Genomic DNA, 16,554 nt, shown 5'->3' on the forward strand with positions numbered 1-16,554 from the left:
TTAACATGGCAAAATCAAAGAACAAAGGTTTGTTTTCCTGGTTCCGCAAAGACAAGAGCGAACCGGCAGAGACTCTCGGAAACGAACAATCAACGGCACAATCGGCGGAGTCCGAAGCGGAGCCACAAACCACAGCGGAGCCTGCTGAAGTACCAGCACCAGTGGCTGAGTCGAAGCCAGAGCCAGAGCCAGAGCCAGAGCCAGAGCCAGAGCCAGAGCCAGAGCCAGAGCCAGAGCCAGAGCCAGAGCCAGAGCCAGAGCCAGAGCCAGAAAAGCTTGGTTTCTTCGCTCGCTTAAAGCAAGGGTTAAAGAAGACAAAATCCAACATTGGTAGCGGATTTTTCAGCCTTTTTGCCGGCAAAAAGATTGATGATGATCTGTACGAAGAGTTGGAAACCCAACTGCTGATGGCGGACGTGGGCATTGATACCACTACTAAAATCATTGACCACCTCACTCAACATGCTGATCGCAAACAGCTCACCGATGGCGAAGCCTTGTATGGCGTGCTCAAAGAGCAAATGGCCGAGTTACTCGCGCCTGTCGACCAACCGCTACAAACCGAGGCAGAAGGCCCTTTCGTCTTGCTCATGGTGGGTGTCAATGGCGTCGGTAAAACCACCACCATTGGTAAACTTGCGAAACAATTCCAGCGCGAAGGCAAAAGCGTGATGCTGGCAGCCGGCGATACCTTCCGCGCAGCAGCCGTTGAGCAGCTGCAAGTCTGGGGTGAGCGCAACAATGTGCCTGTCGTGGCACAGCACACCGGTGCTGACAGTGCCTCAGTGATTTACGACGCTCTGCAATCGGCCAAGTCGCGCAACGTCGATGTGTTAATCGCTGATACGGCAGGACGTTTGCAGAACAAAGCGCACTTGATGGAAGAGCTGAAGAAAATTGTCCGGGTGTTGCAAAAGCTCGATGCCAATACGCCGCATGAGGTCATGCTGACGTTAGATGCTGGCACCGGCCAAAACGCACTATCTCAGGCGCAATTATTCAACGATGCCATTGGCCTGACCGGCATCACCCTGAGCAAGCTCGATGGCACCGCCAAAGGTGGTGTGATCTTCGCCATTGCCGACAAGTTCAATATTCCGATACGCTACATTGGTGTTGGTGAAGGCATTGATGATCTGCGGCCTTTTGCGGCCAAAGAATTCGTTGACGCGCTATTTAGTCAGGATGAGCAAGATAACGCCTAATGATCCGCTTTGATAACGTTGATAAAGTTTACAGCTCAGGTCATCACGCCCTGAAAAATGTCAGTTTTCACCTGAAAAAAGGGGAAATGGCATTTTTGACCGGTCACTCCGGCGCCGGTAAAAGCACCTTGCTGAAACTCATTGCCCTGCTCGAACGGCCGAGTCACGGCAACGTCTTTATTAATGGTCATAGCTTAAACACCGTCACTCGCCGCAATATTCCATTAGTGCGGCGCGACATCGGCATTATCTTTCAAGATCACCGCTTACTCACTGACCGGCCAGTGTTTGACAATGTTGCACTGCCACTAGTTATTGAAGGCTACCCTCATCAGGAAATTCGCAAACGCGTTGCCGCCGCTTTAGATAAGGTCGGCCTGCTTGATAAAGAGCGCTTGCTACCAAGTATGCTATCTGGCGGTGAGCAACAGCGAGTCGGAATTGCCCGCGCGGTGGTGAATAAGCCGCCGATTATTCTCGCCGACGAACCAACCGGAAACCTCGATCCGGCGCTGTCGATGGAAATTCTTCGACTGTTCGAAGAGTTTAATCGGGTTGATGTTGCCGTTCTCATCGCAACGCATGACTTAGGTTTGATTGCCCGTATGCGCTATCGCACCCTGACCTTGCGCGACGGCCACATGATCAATGATGGCCTCATCGCGGAGCATCAACTATGAGTTTGTTGTTCGAACGCCGCGCCGGTGCCACTGACCGCAAACTGTCCCTCGGCCAGCGCATTGCAAGTTGGTGGATCAGCCATATGCGCCAAGCCACTGCCAGTTTGGGTGATTTATGGCGGACGCCAGGGCCAAGTTTGATGACCATGCTGGTGCTCGGTTTTAGTTTGTCATTGCCCGCCGCTTTTTATTTGGTCAGTAAGAACGGTGCGCAAGTGGCGGCCAACTGGGACAACCCCGCTCAAATCTCGGTATTCCTGAAAAAGAATGTCGCAATCAATCACGTCGAAAAACTGGTGGCTGAACTGCAACAATGGCCGACCGTTAATCAAGTGGATTGGTACAGCAAAGACGATGCCTTGATCGAATTTAAAGAAACCTCGGGATTCGGTAACGCGTTAAATTACCTCGACAGTAATCCACTACCTGATGTTTTGGTGGTAGAGCCAGCGGCAGCGCAGCAAACCGCATCAGCAGCAGAAGCACTGGCCAATGAGTTGCGCCAGCTAGATGCTGTGGCCATGGTGAAACTCGATATCGAGTGGCTAGAGCGGCTCAACGCGATGGTTTCCGTTGTCGAAGATACCCTCATCGCGTTGGCCACACTGCTATGTTTTTCCGTTGTGCTGGTGATCGGCAACACCATTCGGCTGTCGATTGTCAGCCGCAAAACCGAAATCGAGGTAATGAAGCTGGTCGGTGCCACCGATCAGTTCATTCAGCGGCCATTTCTCTATGCTGGCGTTTGGTATGGTGTGTTTGGCGCCTTTTTGTCATGGATTGTTACAACTCTGCTGCTTTGGTGGATTGAGAGCGCCATCAACACCCTAACCCAGCTTTACGACTACCCCATAGTGCTCGAAGGCTTACAACCCAATGAAAGTCTGTTTCTGGTGATCATCGCATCAGGCATGGGCTTGCTGGGATCCTGGCTGTCGGTGCAGCAACATATTCGAGCCATCGAGCCGACCTCATAACCACACCGCGAATTGTTCACAGAATCACCCGTCAAGCCGCGCCACCACTCAGCTTTTACGACAAATGGAACCATCCGTTGCAAATTAAGTCTCAGTTAGGTATAGATCGTTTTTAGCACTCTCTGCGTACGAGTGCTAAAATTAGCCCTAATTCGATTCGACGAGGTCAATCAGCACATGAGCATTTCTTCTTCAATGGCACTCACTGTTCCACAAGGTGGCTTGGATGGTTACATTCAATCCGTCAACAGTATGCCTATGCTCACCGCCGAAGAGGAGCGGGAGCTTGCCCATGAATTACAGGAAACCGGCTCTTTGGAAGCGGCGCGCGCATTAGTCATGTCGCACCTGCGTTTCGTTGTTCACGTGGCGCGCGGTTACTCTGGCTATGGTTTGCCACAAGCCGACTTGGTCCAAGAAGGCACCGTTGGTTTGATGAAAGCGGTCAAGCGCTTTGACCCAACGGTTGGTGTTCGCTTGGTCAGTTTTGCCGTCCATTGGATTAAAGCCGAAATTCACGAATACGTCCTGCGTAACTGGCGCATCGTAAAAGTGGCAACCACCAAAGCGCAACGCAAACTGTTCTTCAATTTGCGCAAAAACAAAAAGCGTTTGGGATGGTTCAGCCAAGCTGAAATTCAAACCGTTGCCGATGAACTGGGTGTTAGCACCAAAGAAGTGGTCGAAATGGAATCTCGCATGAGTTCCCACGATCAATCGTTCGATTTGGCCAATGACGAAGATGACAGCGCCACTGGCTCCTACGCGCCAGTGCTGTATCTAGAAGACAAATCGTCAGATGTCGCTCAACACGTTGAAACCAGCAACTGGGAGCAGCATGCTTACGGCGCCTTGACCGAAGCGCTGCAATCACTAGACGAGCGCAGTCAAGACATTGTTCGCTCTCGCTGGTTGGACGAAGATAACAAGGTGACGCTGCAAGAATTGGCTGACAAGTACCGAGTCTCCGCAGAACGTGTTCGCCAGTTAGAAAAGAATGCGATGAAAAAGTTGAAAGCTGCGATGGCTGCTTAGCCACTGAGCTGCATAGAAAAAGGCGCTTTAAGCGCCTTTTTTTGTGGGTGCAATTTGACGGCTATCACCAGGCCTTGAGCCAACGACCATGCCCTTGGTCGCTAAACCCAAGCGCGGTCAAAAAGCCATATTGTTGTAATTGTGGGATCGCACCATCTTTGCCGGCGACCACCGTCTCCTTATCAGGATAGGCAGCAATGGCTTGTTCCAACAAATAACGCCCAACACCCCGTCGGCGAGTGGCTTCTCGCACCACCAGCCAATCAATATGCAGTTGCTGTTGGCGGCTTGATAGTAATAACAAGCCGATGTATTTGGCATTAAACGTTGCTAGCCAAACATCCGATTGCTGCTCCTGCAGCCAAGATTCGATATCATCAACCCCTTCAGGTAAGGGTAGTTTTGCCAGATCCTGACAAAGTGCGGGAGTAATTTGCTGCAATGGCTGCACAGATAGACGCATGGTGACTCTCTAAAACAAGTGTAACAACGAAAGCTGAATAAATGGCCGATACTAATTTTGCTTGCCGCGCCGGTTGTGGCGCCTGCTGCATTGTACCTTCGATTACCTCTCCGATCCCAGGAATGCCACAAGGTAAACCGGCTGGCGTGCGCTGTGTTCAGTTGGATGAATTGAATCGCTGCAAATTGTTTGGTCAGCCCAGCCGACCACAGTTTTGCCTCGACTTCAAAGCTCGGCCCGATACCTGCGGCAACACGGACCAATTTGCATTTGATCACTTAAACCAGCTCGAACAGGCGACTCAACCCTAGCGATTTGAGAAATAGCGCATTGTATGAGTAGATTAGCATTGTTAACATGAAAGCTAAGCGTTCATAGAAGCAACCCAACGGACGGATATTACATGTCTCACACTCTCTGGAGAAAAGTTGTCAAGTTAGCGGCCAAGGACTTTGCCTGCTTTCTCATGGCGACCGATGACAAACAGCGCACGGTGACGCTGGAAGCCATGCTTGGTTGCCGTAACCCCAACGCTGAGCCGGTCGATCGAATTTATTTTGGCTGGCACGCCGTTTATGCCATGCCAGAGAATGAACTCACCCAAGTCGAATTGCTCACCGGTAGTTGCCACAGCTTAGGCCAGTGGAACACCAAGGACTTGTCAGCCGACGAGATGACCATCATTGCTGAACATATGACGGAGCTACTCACGGAGTGGCAACAAAAGCTGGAGCAATTAGAAATTCCTTATAGCTTTGAGCAGGTTGCCTCTGCCGCCAATCAGTAGGCTCAAACAAGCATAAAAAAACGCCGCTATTTGCGGCGTTTTTTTATGCAAGCTTCAAGCTTTCTTCGGGGTCTTCAACCACCCCTTGTTGGTTGTCCTGATCTAATGCTGCAATCATCGTGAGCATATCTCCCAATGTGTTGGTCGGCGATTGGGTCTGCTCATCTGTCATGTTGCGCGATTCAAGCATGGATAACCTCTGGCATTTGATGAAGAGTAAGATGCTCTGACAGAACATTACTCGGGGATGTGAATTAACTCACAAAATGAATGGGAATACCAGTAAAAATAATACCGAAAAATAGACAACCGCACTTGACATTGATAAAAATCAAGTATGTTTAATTGTTGTTATTAGCGCTTACAAATCAGTTACTTACACCATGAAGCCGGATTAACTGGCGCTCCTTGGTGACGCATTTCAAAGTACAGGCCGGCACTGGTTTGTCCACCGCTTTGCCCAACCAGCGCAATGGTATCTCCCGAGCGAACTTCATCACCAGCTTGGAGCAATAAGGTCTGCGCATGACCATACAAGCTCATGTACCCCTTGCCGTGGTCCAAAATCATCACCAGCCCCATACCTTTCACCCAATCGGCAAATAGCACTTTACCGTTGGCAATTGCCCTGACATCGTCGCCAGCTTGGCCATCTATTAACACGCCTTTCCAGCGGATTTGACCGTGACGACGACTATTATACTTGTGCTTAAGCTTGCCTTTCGTTGGCCACTTCAGCGCGCCTTTTTTTAAACCACTGAGCTTGATTAAGCTGCGAGTTTTAGCCGATTCATCCAGTAATCGACGCAACTCTTGCTCACTGGATTGCAACTGGGCAATGCGCTCTTGTTCAGAGCTAATCTGGCGGTTCAGCGCCCGAATCGCCTGCTGTTGTCTGGTTTCTTGCGTTTTCAGTAGCTGTTGTTCGGCAGACTGCTGGCCGAGTAACTCTTCCAGTTGGCGCGCGTTGGCCAATAAATTTTGATCGACCTGCTCGAGCCGGTGTTGGGTCTGGCGAATCGCTTCCAGCGCCGCAGCTCTGGCATTATTTAGGTATTCAAAGTAGGTCAGGGTTCGTTCGATAGTGGCGGGATCTTGCTGATTCATCAGCATCGTTAGGTAATCATGACGACCTGCCAAAAAGTGACTTTCAAGTTGTGCAGCTAAGACTTCTTGCTGTTCAGCTCGTTGCAGCTCCAATTGACTGCGTTTCGTTTGGAGATCGCGTTGCTGGGCTTGATTATCTTTGATTCGGCTGCGAGTTTGATGCAGCTCTTTGGCTTGGGCTGCAACATCCAGCTCGACGGAGCGCAACTCGGCCTGCGCCCGTTTTTGTGCCTGCTGTTGTTTGCTCAGGCTGGTTTTTCGCTTCTCAAGCTCTTGCTGAACTTCCTTGAGCTGACTGCCCTGAGGCTGCTCCGAGGCAACCACCGCAGTTGTGCAGCTCAACAGCAGCAGGCCAGCAACGAGGCTGGCCTGATAACGAGAAGATAATAACGGCAACTAGATTAAACCTTATTTCAGATTAACTAGTACCTTGCCGGTCATTTCTGGCGGCGTTTCCATACCGAGCAAGCTCAGCATAGTTGGCGCCAGATCGCTAAGCTTACCGCCTTCAACCAACTCCGCTTCGCGACCGAAGTAAATCAAAGGAACCGGCTCGCTGGTGTGAGCGGTATGCGCCTGACCAGTTGTTTCATCACGCATTTTCTCAGCATTGCCGTGGTCTGCGGTGATCAAACACTCGCCACCGACTTCATCCAACGCATCAACTACGCGACCAATACAGTGATCAACCGCTTCACAGGCTTTCACTGCCGCATCAAAGCTACCGGTGTGACCAACCATGTCGCCATTCGGGTAGTTACAAATGATGACGTCATATTTGTTGCTCTTAATCGCTTCAACAAACTGGTCGGTTAAATCTTCCGAGCTCATTTCTGGCTGCAAGTCGTATGTAGCAACTTTCGGAGATGGAATTAAGATCCGATCTTCACCTTCAAACGGGTCTTCTTTACCACCGTTGAAGAAGAAAGTGACGTGCGCGTACTTTTCGGTTTCAGAAATACGTAGCTGCGTTCGACCATGGTCGGCCAACCACTGGCCCAGCACGTTGTTCAATTTTTCTGGTGGGAATGCCACCGTGGTGTCAATGTCTGCGGCATATTCGGTCAACATGACAAAATCGCACAGCGCCGGCACTTTAGCGCGCTCAAAACCATCAAACGGCTGGTCAACAAATGCGCGCGTGATTTCACGAGCACGGTCAGCACGGAAGTTCATGAACACAACGGCATCGCCATCGTTAATCGCGGCATCGGCTTCGCCATCAGCTTTGATCACACTCGGAGCAACGAATTCATCGTTTTCATCACGCTCATACGCCGCCAGCAGACCTTCAACTGCCGTCGGGTAGGTGTAATCTGTTTTTGCCTCGGTTAACAGCTCGTAGCACGACTGCACACGCTCCCAGCGCTTATCGCGGTCCATGGCGTAAAAGCGACCACACAATGACGCAATGCGACCTTTACCAAGTTCTTCGAATTTAGCAGCAAAGCGTTCCAAAGTTGCTTGGGCGCTACGTGGTGGGGTGTCTCGGCCATCGAGGAAAGCGTGCAGATAAATCTGCTCGGCACCGCGCTCTGCAGCCAATTCAACCATTGCCATGATGTGGTCTTCGTGGCTGTGAACACCACCTGGCGACATCAAACCCATAATGTGAACGGCTTTGCCACCGGCCACTGCTTTGTCAACAGCGCCAGTTAGTGCCGCGTTTTCGAAGAACGTACGCTCTTCAATGGCTTTGGCAATGCGGGTTAGTTCTTGATACACCACTCGGCCAGAGCCGATATTGATGTGGCCGACTTCCGAGTTACCCATTTGGCCATCAGGTAAGCCAACATCTAAACCCGAACCAGAAATCAGACCACTGGCGTAGTGGGCTGCCAATTTGTCTAAATTTGGGGTGTTGGCGTGGTTAATGGCGTTACTGGTGTCATCCTCGCGATAACCCCAACCATCAAGGATGATTAGGGCCAGCGTTTTCTTTTGATCACTCATGCTAGCGTTTCTCTTGTACCTTCAATGAATTAAAACTTCTGCCAGATGTTTCGGTGGCAAACACATGGCGTCGAATTTTGCTTCCTTTTGTTGGCGGTTATTATGACACAAATCAGCTTAAGGCAACGAGTTGAAAAATGCGCCAGATAAACGGGTGCTCCCGATTCAATAATCTATGTATAATCCGTTGGCGATTTTCGCCGCAGCCAATGGTGCGCGGCGGAATAAGTTTTCACCCTCATGAAGAGAGACACGATGGATCAACTAATTGAATTCGTATCAGCCAATCCACTACTCAGCGGAGCTTGGATCATTTTGGCCGGTATGTTGATTTACAGTTTTATTGGCGGCCGTTTTCGGGGCTATCAGTTGGTTTCTCCTCACGAGTTAACCATGCTGGTCAATCGAGATAACGCCACCGTGGTTGATATTCGTGCAGTAGATACCTTCCGTAAGGGCCACATTGCTGGAGCAAAGAACATCGTTGCGTCGAAGATCACAGAAAGCAACCGTTCAGAGCTTGAAAAGCTAGCAGGCAAACCCATTATAGTTGTGTGCGAGGCAGGAATGACGGCAAACAAAGCCTGCGCGACACTTAAACAATTGGGACTGGAAAACATTTATAGCCTGCGCGGCGGCATGAATGAATGGCGTCAGGCCAATTTACCAGTAGCCAGCAAATAACAGATTTCTAAAATTGATTCGTTGGCCCGTTGGCCAACGCCAGAATAAGGTAACCAACCATGTCAGAAGAAGTAAAAGCAAACGGCAGCGCAGCGCCTGAAGCACCTCAGTTCGCCATCCAGCGTTTGTATATCAAAGATATTTCATTCGAATCGCCAAATGCGCCAGATATCTTCCAAAAAGAGTGGAAGCCAGAAGTTAAATTGGACTTGGATACCAAGAGCCGCAAACTGACTGACGATGCTTATGAAGTTGTACTGTCGCTCACCGTCACCACCAACGTTGGTGAAGAAGTGGCGTTCCTATGTGAAGTACAACAAGCGGGTATCTTCGGTATTGGCGAAGTGAACGAAGCCCAGCTGGCTCACATGCTCGGTTCATTCTGCCCGAACATCCTGTTCCCATATGCTCGTGAAGCCGTTACCAACCTAGTCACTCGTGGTACCTTCCCACAGTTGAACTTGGCACCGGTCAACTTTGATGCGCTGTTTGCTTCATACGTTCAGAAGCGTCAGCAAGAAGCGCAAGCGGCAGCCGCTGCAGCAAGTAGCAGCGACGCTTAATCGCAATGCCAACGCCAGCAATTACGGTACTCGGAGCGGGCTCATACGGCACCGCTCTGGCTTTGCTGATAGCCCGCAATGGCCACCAAACGCTGCTTTGGGGCCATGAAGCCGATCACGTTGAACGCCTCCAAGCCGACCGCGAAAACAAAGAGTTTTTGCCCGGCGTTGAATTCCCCGAGACACTGTCCGTTACCAATGATATTGCCGAAGCCGCGAGCGCCTGCAATACCATTTTGGTGGTGGTGCCAAGTTTTGCATTTGCCCAAGTGTTGCAGCGGATTCAACCCCATTTGCAAGCTGGCGCACGGGTTGCCTGGGCCACCAAAGGTTTAGAAGCAGACACCGGCCGCTTACTCGGCGACGTGGCGAAAGAACAGTTGGGCGATAACATCCCGCTGGCGGTTGTTTCCGGCCCGACCTTTGCGATGGAAATTGCCAAGGGGCTACCCACTGCAATTGCGGTCGCCGGTGAAGATGATCAGCTCGATACTGATCTGGCCGACTTGCTGCATTGTCCGAAGCGTTTTCGGGTCTATCGCAATGATGACTTTATTGGCTTGCAACTTGGCGGAGCGGTGAAAAACGTCATTGCCATTGGCGCCGGTTTAGCCGATGGCATGGGTTTTGGCGCGAACGCTCGCACGGCCCTCATCACCCGCGGACTAGCAGAGCTGACCCGACTGGGCGTTGCTCTTGGGGCAAAACCAGAAACCTTTATGGGCATGTCTGGCCTCGGTGATTTGGTGCTGACCTGCACTGATAATCAATCTCGCAACCGCCGCTTTGGCTTGGCATTAGGCCAAGGCAAAACGGTTGAGCAGGCTGCTGAAGATATTGGCCAAGTGGTTGAGGGTTATCGCAATACCAATGAGGTGTACCGATTGTCTCAGCGACTCAATATTGAGATGCCAATTGTTGATCAGGTTTATCAGGTGCTTTATCAAGGTAAACCGGCACAACTTGCTGCCGTTGACTTGTTAGCTCGCGAGCAAACCAGCGAAGGCAAAGCAGGCTAAGCGCTTATTGAGCAGGTGCTTCGCTGGTCTGAAAGCGAATCACCTGCCCTTTACCATTGTCTTTGGCCTGATACAGGGCCTTATCTGCCTCGGTTAGCATACTGGCCGCATTGGGCGCATGTAACCGATAATCGGTTTGCGTCACCCCCACCGAACAACTCAACCATTTCTCTTGAGGGATCACCACCGGCCGCTTCAACGCTTTGCTTAGGGCTTCAGTGAAACCACGCTTACTGGCAAGCGCCTGCAGAATACGTTCACCAACAAATTGTGCTTGCTCGGCGCCTGTTTCGGGCATAAAGACGATAAATTCGTCGCCTCCCCAGCGGCCAGCCACATCGACATCACGGAGCTGCTCCAACAACAAATCAGCAAACCATTGCAGCAATAGATCACCGGCATCGTGGCCAAAGGTATCGTTGTAGTATTTGAAATTATCCAGATCCATAAACGCCAACGACATGTAGCCGATTTTGCCGGAATAACGCCGCACACGATTAATTTCATCTTGAATCGTACTTTGCAGCGCTTGCCGGTTGGCCAGCCCTGTTAAGGTATCGATGGAGCTTAGTTCAATTAACTTATTCTTTTGCCGGACCGCCAATAACTGGCTCGCCAACTGATTGCCAATTAGCGACAGCACTTCCTGATCATGTTTGCTTGGCGAGTAAGGCTGATCGATATTAACCAGCACCAGCTGACAACAGCGCAGGTTGCCATCGCGCAGTGGTAACACGCACACTGAACTCAACCGCTGGCTGCCGCCACGGAACAACCAACTACGATTCAACAACAACTGTTGATTGCGATAATCGCGAACATCTTCGGCCAGCTCGTCGACCGGAAAATTCTGCACCTGACCGTCAACATGCACCGCCATGACTTCCGCTTGCTCGGTTTGGCAGTTGACCACCATGGCGACCTGAAAATCATAATGGCCACACAGCAATCGCACGGTTTCGCGCGCGATCACCGATTCGCTTGATGCATCTGAACCAATCGCTTGCAAGGCGCTAATCAAGCGCACTTCGCGCATTCGCTTCCACAATTGATTAAGCCGCGCTTCTTGCTGTGCCAGCAGGAACAAGTGGTCCAACTCCAGTGTCGGCAGCGGCAAATTCACCAGCACGGCCTCGTTGCCCAACAACCATTGTCGCGATGACTGCCAGCCAGCCGGCATTCTTACTTTAATACCATCGGCTTGCTCTAAGATGGCAATGCCACTATCACGCGATGGTGCACAGCGGACCTGCACTTCCAGCCACAGCAATTGAAACTGATTGCGCAACCGCACACTGGTGGCAAGGCGCTGTTCAATGGCGTTCACGGTGGCTTCTCGGTCGATTCTATCTTCACCGTTGCTGTCGGCCAGCAACAGCTGAAGGATTGGTTGCAGCAGGCTGGCCGATTGCGACATCGGGATCGACAGCCGTTTACTGCGTTCCAGACATTGTTGCGCTCGCAATGCTTCACCACTGAGCACCAACACCACGCCTTGCATCAAATGCACGTCATGTAAATTGCGGTAGGCAAAGTAGCTGGAATGCTGACTGACCATTAAGCGGCGTAATTTTTCCAGAATCGTCGCGCTGTGGCGGTAGTTGCGTACCATCAAATAAAGCCACGCCAAGTTATACATGGTGGCAATGGTCTCGCCGACATCATTGGCTTTGATGACTTGTTTCAGGGCACCATTGAAATAATCGTAGGCGTCGAGAAACTGCTCTTGCTGACAGTAAAAATAACCAAAACCATTGCGTACCCGAGCAATTTCAACCGGATCTTGCAGTTGATTGCGGAGCCGTTCACTAATCGCAAAACAGCGCTTGGCCGAATGCATTCGTTGCATTGACTCCAGCACCACCGCTCGCGAGTGATAGGCGGCCGCTAAGCCAGCGCGCTGATCCGTCTCTTTTGCGATTCGGATGGCTTCTTTGGCAGCCTCCAATGCTTGCGGCTGACTCAACTTGGTGGAATGTTCAAGCTGGCCAAAAATATTACGGCAAACGTAAATTTGGCCGTTGTGCATATTCAGTTGCTGCAACAATTGCAGCAACTCGGCAATGCGCTCAAGGCCAAAACCAGCGTTAGCGCGATTACAGGCAACAAAATAGTTGAACAAACAATTGGCCCGTTCGCGCTCATCTGCTAGGCCCGAGGCATAGTTCACGGCCTGACGACCACAGCTCAATGCCTGAGTCAGATCGGATTTGTAAATATAAGCCCAGCACAAATGACGGTAGGCTCTGGCTAGCGCACGCCGATCGGCGCCTAGCTGCGCTTGCTCTAAAATGCTATCAAGGGCATCAAAGGCCTCGTCTAGTTCACCCAAATAGAGCAGGCAATGACCTTTGAAGGCCTGCAAATGCAGCCGCGAACTGGTGTCATGACTTAAGCCTTTGACGATAAAGTTTCGCTCGGTCTGCTCTGCTGCATAACTGGCTTCCGGCAAACACATCAAAGCCAGCAACGCCTCACAGTCACGCAACATGGCCCGCGGATCTTTGGCCATAATAAACGGGCTTTCTGGCCATGCCTGAGCGGCGCCAGCCGCCTCGTGAGCATTGGTTTCTAGCAGACCTTGATCGCCATCGAGCCATTCGACAAAACCATGCCACTGATCTTGAATTCGCTCATCAGCATGGATGTATTCCGGATCAAGGGCGATCACCAGCATTAGCGGCACTGAAGTGATATCGGCAAGTTGCTTCACCACCTGCAGTGTTGATGGCCCCGCAAACTGAAAATCACTGGCGAGCAAACACAAAGGAGCTTGCTCAGCCAACCAGCGCAACATTGAGACAATCAGACTCGCGGCAAAATTACGCTCGTATACCAGCTCGCCCGGCAAGGGCAATTCCACCCGAGATGGCGACTTACCAGCAAAATACCGCAGTAAAATGGCGCGATATTGATTTCGCACAGCAATGCCGTCAAGCAACTGTTCTGGGCTGATTTGACGCTGCCGAATCACTTGCGCAATCAGTGGCAGCAACGGACTAAAGGGATGGCAGGTATCGCGCTCATACAAGCGCCAACGGAACGCGGTCAGGCCCTCGCTAGCGGCCCAATGATCGATCATCTGGCAGCTGTGCTCGCGCTGATCGCCTCGGATAAACGTCAAATTCGCCGAGCCTTGCTGACATTGCTGCCAACGCTGCCGAAGACGCTTGAATGTGGCCGATTGAGTGACTGCAGATTCGCTCACGAGCGGTTCCATGGTGACACAACAAATCCCTTGCTTTGACTAGCCAACCATTATCTTCAGATCGATCCGACTAGTAAATCGCCGGTTTATCACAAAACCACCGGCAAATCCTGTTTCTGTGACCTTGGCAAGGCCATAGCCCATTGTTCTAACAGACTTAAACCGAACCGAGAACGGCACCACCAAAATCAAGCTGACGCCAAGCTTCGTAGCTAACAATCGCCACCGCGTTGGACAAGTTAAGGCTGCGGGCATCGGCCATCATCGGGATTCGAATTCGATGATCAGGGCTAAAACCATTGCGGATCGAATCGGGTAACCCACTGGTTTCAGAGCCAAACAGCAACACATCATCGACTTGGTAGTGGGGTTCGGTATGGGGCCGACTGCCTTTGGTGGTCAAGGCAAACATCCGTCGCCCAGCCATGGCTTCGGCAAATGCGTCAAAATTGGGATAGCGACTAACCCGCGCTAAATCATGGTAATCAAGCCCCGCTCGGCGCAGCTTTTTTTCTTCTAAATCAAAGCCGAAGGGTTCAATTAAATGCAGCTGGGCACCACAGTTGGCAGCCAGCCGAATAATGTTGCCGGTATTCGGCGCAATCTGAGGTTCATGTAGAGCAATATGAAACATGGGAGACTCAAACTAACAATGCAATCGCGCCATTGTACGCACTCTATTGCATCGACTCTACTTCGCCGCTTGTTGGCAAGCTCATCACCACTCGCAAGCCACCGGACTCAGCCGTTTCAGCTCGCACCTCGCCATGATGAAAACGCACGGCCTGAGCAACAATAGCCAACCCCAACCCAGCGCCTCCGCGCTCGCGCTGGCGAGCAAATTCAGGCCGATAGAAGGGCTCAAACAATTTATCGTGCTCTTCTTGGGGCACGCCGCAACCATCATCGTCCACGCTCAAGGTGAGCTGTTGGTCACTTAGCGTCAGCTCCACATTGAGCGATGACTCGGCATAACGGCCGGCATTGTCGAGGACATTACCAATGGCACGTTGCAGCAAATCAGCATTGCCATAAAAGTCGATTGTCGCCAACGTGGTTGGCATGACATTCAACTCAATGTGCAAGTCAGGGCGAGTAAAGCGCAAGTTATCAACGCATTGTTTTAACACTGCCATGAAGTCGATGCGCTGCTTGTCGTGCTCAGGCATGAGCTGCATTCGCGATAAACTGAGCAACTGGCCAATCATATCGTTGAGCACATCACTTTCATGACTAATGCGGTCACTTTCGGTGTTGCTGCCAAGCCGTTTTACCAACAACGAATTGGCCAAACTGAGGCGAGTCAGTGGCGAGCGCAATTCATGCGACACATCACTGAGCAGCCGTTTATGGGCCGCCAACGCATCATCAATGGTGGTTGCCATCGAGCTCACCGAGCGGGCCAAGGAACCAATCTCATCTTTGCGCTGTTGCACCGCCTGATCGACCGGCGCTTTAAAGTCGCCAGCGGCAATCAGGTTTGCCGTGCCACGCAGTTGCGCTAGCGGTTTGACGATTTGCCGCGCCACCACAAATGCCAACCCTCCGAGCAGGAGGGCGACACACATTAACAACAACGGGCTTTGGCGCAGCATGTTTCGCAGCCATACTCCGCGGCTAATGCGCTCTGGCAAACCTAAAAACAATAAATATTGATGATCGGCATGACGAACGGCGAGCGGCCCAACGACCCAATGAGGGCCCATTTTGTTCAGTAACGGCTGCTCCAAATCGAGCAATGGCTGAGCCTGCTGAATAAATTCCGGCGGAATTTTATCGGTGATAAAGCGGCTTTGGTCAGCATCATAGAGCCATAACATGCCGCCATCAGGCAACACTTGGCGGTGCTTCAACCACTTGCCTTTTTTGCCCCGAGATAACATGCGATCAACTTTACCGACTTGCCGCTCGCTATATTCGGTCAAGCGCGCATCCAGCTGTTGTGGCCCCACAGGAACCAATAACGGCCACGCCAACATTAAGCCGGCGACGGCCAACAGAGCGACCCACAACCAGATAAAAATTCGAATCGACAACGACATTAACTGCTCCGAACCACTTCTGCAGACCAGCTGTAACCGCGGCCTCGTAAGGTTTTGATGGGCACTTCAGGGAGGTGCTCAGCCAACTTTTTGCGAACATGACTGACATGCATATCGACACTGCGATCAAACGGCATCAAACGACGCCCCAGCGCTTTCAGACTTAAGGTTTCCTTATCAACCGGTTGCCCTGGGTTGTCCATTAAACAGGCCAGAATTGCCAGCTCGGCACTGGTCATCTGCAAATCTTGCTGCTGCCATAGAGCCGTTTGCTTGGCGATATTGACTTCGACACCCGCGGACACCAAGCTGTCTCCGAGTTCTTGCTGGGCCGGCTGATAACGCCGTAACACGGCTTTCATTCGCGCCACTAGCTCGGCTTCGGTAAAGGGCTTGGGTAAATAGTCATCCGCGCCGTGCTCTAAGCCCAGCACGCGATCAGCCGGCTCGCCCCGTGCAGTTAACATGATCACGGGCACACTGGACTGTTGGCGCAGTTGTTTGAGCACCTCAAAACCATTGAGTTGCGGCAACATCACATCGAGCAACACCAGCTCATGTTGACCGAGCAAAGCTTGTTGTAAACCGTTTTGGCCGTCATGAACCGCATCCAGCTGAAAGTCGTCATATTGCAGCAATTCAGTGAGCAGGCTGGCTAATTCAGTATCGTCGTCAATCAGTAATACCCGATTCATGGTGTCCTCGACTGTTGTCATACAACTCAAGATTACTTGCGGTACCGTGGCAACTCTAGCGACTCGATTCAATTTTACGAATCTTTACGTTGCCTTGACGTTGCTTTGCATTGCCTGCCGTAGACTTCAATCATCG

The 16,554-nt window shown here is 51.4% G+C and carries 17 protein-coding genes; 9 read left to right on the plus strand and 8 right to left on the minus strand.

What is annotated here, in order from left to right:
• Positions 1–5: 5 nt before the first annotated feature.
• The 4 genes from ftsY to rpoH all read left to right on the plus strand — a co-directional run bounded on the left by ftsY (position 6) and on the right by rpoH (position 3,897).
• Positions 6–1,205: a signal recognition particle-docking protein FtsY gene (gene ftsY / locus IC617_RS12210; protein ID WP_191145265.1), complete on the plus strand. Its 1,200-nt coding sequence runs from the start codon at positions 6–8 to the stop codon at positions 1,203–1,205.
• A complete protein-coding gene (gene ftsE, locus IC617_RS12215; protein ID WP_087507021.1) occupies positions 1,205–1,885 on the plus strand; it encodes a cell division ATP-binding protein FtsE in 681 nt (226 codons plus the stop codon). The genes ftsY and ftsE overlap by 1 nt, the downstream gene beginning before the upstream one ends.
• On the plus strand, positions 1,882–2,862 hold the full coding sequence (gene ftsX / locus IC617_RS12220; RefSeq protein WP_191145266.1) for a permease-like cell division protein FtsX: 981 nt from the start codon (positions 1,882–1,884) through the stop codon (positions 2,860–2,862). The genes ftsE and ftsX overlap by 4 nt, the downstream gene beginning before the upstream one ends.
• A gap of 177 nt (positions 2,863–3,039) precedes the next feature.
• Positions 3,040–3,897: an RNA polymerase sigma factor RpoH gene (gene rpoH, locus IC617_RS12225; RefSeq protein ID WP_224745966.1), complete on the plus strand. Its 858-nt coding sequence runs from the start codon at positions 3,040–3,042 to the stop codon at positions 3,895–3,897.
• A gap of 64 nt (positions 3,898–3,961) precedes the next feature.
• Here rpoH and panM read toward each other — a convergent pair whose 3' ends face one another.
• Positions 3,962–4,360 carry an aspartate 1-decarboxylase autocleavage activator PanM gene (panM, locus tag IC617_RS12230; RefSeq protein ID WP_191145267.1) on the minus strand — a complete coding sequence of 133 codons (399 nt, stop codon included), beginning with the start codon at positions 4,358–4,360 and terminating at the stop codon, positions 3,962–3,964.
• Positions 4,361–4,401: 41 nt separating this feature from the next.
• Between panM and IC617_RS12235 the strand changes: the two genes are divergently transcribed.
• The gene (locus tag IC617_RS12235) at positions 4,402–4,671 is read left to right on the plus strand and encodes a YkgJ family cysteine cluster protein (RefSeq protein ID WP_191145268.1); all 270 of its coding nucleotides are present in this window, start codon (positions 4,402–4,404) and stop codon (positions 4,669–4,671) included.
• Between the two features lie 92 nt (positions 4,672–4,763).
• Positions 4,764–5,147 (plus strand): hypothetical protein, encoded by a 384-nt coding sequence (locus IC617_RS12240; protein WP_191145269.1) that lies wholly within the window; start codon positions 4,764–4,766, stop codon positions 5,145–5,147.
• Between the two features lie 43 nt (positions 5,148–5,190).
• Here the strand turns inward: IC617_RS12240 and IC617_RS12245 are convergent, their stop codons facing one another.
• From IC617_RS12245 to gpmM, 3 genes are all read right to left on the minus strand, one after another.
• A complete protein-coding gene (locus IC617_RS12245) occupies positions 5,191–5,337 on the minus strand; it encodes a hypothetical protein (protein WP_191145270.1) in 147 nt (48 codons plus the stop codon).
• A gap of 182 nt (positions 5,338–5,519) precedes the next feature.
• On the minus strand, positions 5,520–6,650 hold the full coding sequence (locus IC617_RS12250) for a murein hydrolase activator EnvC family protein (RefSeq protein ID WP_191145271.1): 1,131 nt from the start codon (positions 6,648–6,650) through the stop codon (positions 5,520–5,522).
• A 12-nt stretch (positions 6,651–6,662) separates the two neighbouring features.
• Positions 6,663–8,207, minus strand: coding sequence for a 2,3-bisphosphoglycerate-independent phosphoglycerate mutase (gene gpmM, locus IC617_RS12255; protein ID WP_191145272.1), 1,545 nt, complete (start codon positions 8,205–8,207; stop codon positions 6,663–6,665).
• Between the two features lie 255 nt (positions 8,208–8,462).
• Here gpmM and IC617_RS12260 point away from each other — a divergent pair, with 255 nt between their 5' ends.
• Genes IC617_RS12260 through gpsA form a run of 3 tightly spaced genes read left to right on the plus strand, consistent with a single transcriptional unit; the run spans position 8,463 to position 10,473 of the window.
• A complete protein-coding gene (locus IC617_RS12260; protein ID WP_191145273.1) occupies positions 8,463–8,891 on the plus strand; it encodes a rhodanese-like domain-containing protein in 429 nt (142 codons plus the stop codon).
• A 59-nt stretch (positions 8,892–8,950) separates the two neighbouring features.
• Entirely contained in the window at positions 8,951–9,454 is a 504-nt protein-coding gene (secB, locus tag IC617_RS12265; protein ID WP_191145274.1) for a protein-export chaperone SecB, read from the plus strand.
• A 5-nt stretch (positions 9,455–9,459) separates the two neighbouring features.
• The gene (gpsA, locus tag IC617_RS12270; RefSeq protein WP_191145275.1) at positions 9,460–10,473 is read left to right on the plus strand and encodes an NAD(P)H-dependent glycerol-3-phosphate dehydrogenase; all 1,014 of its coding nucleotides are present in this window, start codon (positions 9,460–9,462) and stop codon (positions 10,471–10,473) included.
• A 4-nt stretch (positions 10,474–10,477) separates the two neighbouring features.
• Here the strand turns inward: gpsA and IC617_RS19080 are convergent, their stop codons facing one another.
• The 4 genes from IC617_RS19080 to IC617_RS12290 all read right to left on the minus strand — a co-directional run bounded on the left by IC617_RS19080 (position 10,478) and on the right by IC617_RS12290 (position 16,439).
• Positions 10,478–13,681: a diguanylate cyclase gene (locus IC617_RS19080; RefSeq protein ID WP_191145276.1), complete on the minus strand. Its 3,204-nt coding sequence runs from the start codon at positions 13,679–13,681 to the stop codon at positions 10,478–10,480.
• Positions 13,682–13,838: 157 nt separating this feature from the next.
• Positions 13,839–14,315 carry a tRNA (cytidine(34)-2'-O)-methyltransferase gene (locus IC617_RS12280; RefSeq protein WP_191145277.1) on the minus strand — a complete coding sequence of 159 codons (477 nt, stop codon included), beginning with the start codon at positions 14,313–14,315 and terminating at the stop codon, positions 13,839–13,841.
• 43 nt (positions 14,316–14,358) lie between these two features.
• Positions 14,359–15,723, minus strand: coding sequence for an ATP-binding protein (locus IC617_RS12285; RefSeq protein WP_191145278.1), 1,365 nt, complete (start codon positions 15,721–15,723; stop codon positions 14,359–14,361).
• Entirely contained in the window at positions 15,723–16,439 is a 717-nt protein-coding gene (locus IC617_RS12290) for a response regulator (protein ID WP_224745967.1), read from the minus strand. Before IC617_RS12290 ends, IC617_RS12285 begins: the two co-directional genes overlap by 1 nt.
• Positions 16,440–16,554 lie beyond the last annotated feature (115 nt).

Source organism: Neiella litorisoli (assembly GCF_014773395.1).
GTDB classification, from domain to species: domain Bacteria; phylum Pseudomonadota; class Gammaproteobacteria; order Enterobacterales; family Neiellaceae; genus Neiella; species Neiella litorisoli.